4 protein-coding genes are annotated in these 2890 nt (G+C 65.3%); 1 reads left to right on the forward strand and 3 read right to left on the reverse strand.

Translation table 11 applies throughout. The features are described from left to right. Positions 1-126 precede the first annotated feature (126 nt). Entirely contained in the window at positions 127-435 is a 309-nt protein-coding gene (locus tag HPS01S_RS21300; RefSeq protein ID WP_084397648.1) for a hypothetical protein, read from the forward strand. Between the two features lie 28 nt (positions 436-463). Here the strand turns inward: HPS01S_RS21300 and tnpC are convergent, their stop codons facing one another. The 3 genes from tnpC to tnpA form a co-directional block, all read right to left on the reverse strand. Beyond that, the gene (gene tnpC / locus HPS01S_RS21305; protein WP_066161152.1) at positions 464-1972 is read right to left on the reverse strand and encodes an IS66 family transposase; all 1509 of its coding nucleotides are present in this window, start codon (positions 1970-1972) and stop codon (positions 464-466) included. Positions 1973-2054: 82 nt separating this feature from the next. After that, on the reverse strand, positions 2055-2387 hold the full coding sequence (gene tnpB / locus HPS01S_RS21310; RefSeq protein WP_066161156.1) for an IS66 family insertion sequence element accessory protein TnpB: 333 nt from the start codon (positions 2385-2387) through the stop codon (positions 2055-2057). After that, on the reverse strand, positions 2384-2869 hold the full coding sequence (gene tnpA / locus HPS01S_RS21315; protein WP_255284278.1) for an IS66-like element accessory protein TnpA: 486 nt from the start codon (positions 2867-2869) through the stop codon (positions 2384-2386). The genes tnpB and tnpA overlap by 4 nt, the downstream gene beginning before the upstream one ends. Positions 2870-2890: the final 21 nt, after the last annotated feature.

Raw genomic sequence — 2890 nt, forward strand, 5'->3', positions numbered from 1 at the left:
GTATGCGTTCGGCCAACCCATCTTGCGCCTGACTTGAATGGATGGTGTGCGCGCCAGCGCATGGTTTACGCTGCCATAGACTCGCGGTGAACAGCCGCCGTCACGCGGCTGAGATGTGCACCGACGATGAATTCCAAGCAGACGATTCTGGACCGCGAGTTGTTTACCCAAGCCCTGCGCCACATGGGTGAAGAAGACCTGCTCTACCTCAACCGGATGGTGGTCGAACGCTTGAACCTCCTGGCCCAGGCAAGGAGCACAGTGGAACTGGCGCAGTTCGCCGAAGGTGATCGGGTCCACTTCACGGCCAGCGATGGCAGCGTCAAGCACGGCATCGTGCTGCGCCTGAACAAGAAGACCGCCAGCGTGCACACCGACGAAGGTCAGAACTGGAAGGTCTCGCCGGGCCTGCTGCGCAAGACAGCCCCCCGCTGAACGGGTGCCCTGGCGTCGATGACCAGGATCAGTCCACCGGCTGCCAGCGGTGCGGCAACAGCTCGTCGATCCGGCTGGCCTTGTGCGTGGGCAGCCGGGTGAGCACGTCCTTGAGGTAAGCATACGGGTCGTGCCCGTTCATGCGCGCCGACTGGATCAGGCTCATGACGGCCGCTGCCCGCTGGCCCGCGCGCAGGCTGCCGGCAAACAGCCAGTTGTTGCGTCCGATGGCAATGGGCCGGATCTGGTTCTCGATCCAGTTGTTGTCCGCCGGCAGCTGCGGGTCATCAATGAATCGTGTGAGCGCCGCCCAGCGCTTGAGGCTGTAGTCCAGGGCCTTGGCCGTGGCCGAGTTGCCAGCCACCTGCTGGCGCTGCAGCACCATCCACTGGTGCAAGGCGTCCAGTATCGGCCGGCTGTGCTGCTGGCGAGTCTGTAGCCGCTGGGGTGCCGGTGTGTCCTGGACGGCCCTCTCGATCTCGTAGACCCGAGCGAACTGCGTCAACGCGAACTCGGCGATCTGGCTCTTGTTGGCCGCGTGCAGGTCGAAGAACTTGCGCCGGGCGTGCGCCAGGCAACCAGCCTCTGTGATGCCCTGGCTGAAGCTGGCCTTGTAGCCGGCGTAGTCGTCACAGATCAGGCTGCCGCGCCAGTCACCCAGGAAGGTTCTGGCATGCTCCCCGGCGCGCGACTCGCAGAAGTCGTAGACCACGGCCTTCATGTCTTCAAACGCACCCGGTGCGTAAGCCCACAGGTAGGCCCGGTGTGTCTTGCCGTTGCCCGGCTTGAGCATGGCCACTGGCGTCTCATCGCCGTGCAGCACCCGGTGCCCGAGCACTTCGGTCTTGAGCGCATCGACCAGCGGCTGCAGCTGCGCGCCGCAGGTGCCCACCCATTGCGCCAGGGTCGATCGTGCAATGGCCAGACCGGCGCGGCCGAAGATGTTCTCCTGGCGGTACAGCGGCTGGTGGTCGGCGTACTTGGCCACCAGCACCTGGGCCAGCAAGCCAGTCGTCGGGATGCCTTTGTCGATGACGTGTGCGGCCACCGGCGCCTGTGTGAGGGTCTGGCACTTCGCACAGGCCCACTTGCCCCGGATGTGGCGCTCGACCGTGAAGACGCCGGGCACGTAGTCCAGCTTCTCGGCCACGTCCTCGCCGATGCGTTTCATCTGGCAGCCACACTGGCATGTCGTGGACGTGGGTTCATGGCGGATCTCGCGCCGTGGCAGATGGGCCGGCAGCGGTGTGCGCTTGGGCGGCTGCTTCTCGGTCGCAGCGGGTGCCGGCCGCAGTTGATCGATCTCATGCTCGACGGCCGCCAGATCGCTATCGAGTTCTTCTTCCAGCAGGTCGCGCTGATCAGCGCTGTGGCGTTCGGATTTGGCTGCGAACTTCAGCCGCTTGAGCAGAGCACATTCGTAGGCGAGCTTCTCGTTCAGAGCGCGCTGATGGCGCAGTTCGGCCAGCAGGCGCTGGCTGACCTCACGCAGTTGTTCTGCGTCCAGTTCGCCCAGTGCCTGTTCGTCGATCACCATGAGGCGCAGTGTGCTCGTGCGTGCCGGGCAAGACCATTGGCGCATCTCCCGATTGCCATGGTCTGCGCCTCAAGCAGAAGATTCAGACCACGGTGATGGAGCCTTGCGATCCCATGCGCTGCCAGGGCAGGCCCAGCACCAGCGCATTGAGCTGGGCATGTTCAAGTGCCACGTTCGGACTGCCCGGCGGCGCCCAGACGAACTTGCCCTGGTGCAGCCGACGCGCGGCCAGCCACAGCCCCACGCCGTCGTGCACCAGCACCTTCAGACGGTTGGCTCGCTGGTTGGCAAAGACGTAGGCGTGGTGTGGGTGGGCCGCGCCGAAGGTGGCGATCACCCGCGCCAGGGCGGTGTCGGTGCCCGCACGCATGTCCAGCGGGGCCGTGGCCAGCCAGGCCGCATCGATACGGATCACCGCAGCAACTCGCCAAGCATCTGGGCGCACTGGGTTGCGGCAGACAAGGGCCAGTGCACGGTCACTGACATGCCAGGACGTTGGCATTCGATACGGATTTCGGTCGCTGGTGTCGAGGCGGCCACGCACGGCTGCTCACTGGCGGTTGTTGACGCTACGGCGCTCAGCGCAAGGGGGACGAAGGCCGGGGTCCGAGGTTCTACGGCAGCAGTGGCGAGGCCTCCTTCGAGGCGGTGCATGCCCTGTGCCCATTCCTTGAGCCAGCGGTGCAGCACGTTGGTGTTCATGCCGTGCTGCAGGGCCACGGCGGCAATCGATGCGCCGGGCTGCCGGCAGGCGGCCACCAGTTCGGCTTTGAACTGCTGCGTGTAGGTGCGGTGCGTGCGCCGCACCGCATAGCGGGGTGTCTGAGGGTCTTTGAGCATCGTGTCCACTCTCGTTTGCGTGCACACGATCGTGCTCAACCACAGCAGGTCCTTCAAGATGAGTTCGCCGGCCGCTTA

The sequence above is a fragment of the Hydrogenophaga pseudoflava NBRC 102511 genome (genome assembly GCF_001592285.1).
In the GTDB taxonomy this organism is placed as follows: Bacteria; Pseudomonadota; Gammaproteobacteria; order Burkholderiales; family Burkholderiaceae_C; genus Hydrogenophaga; species Hydrogenophaga pseudoflava.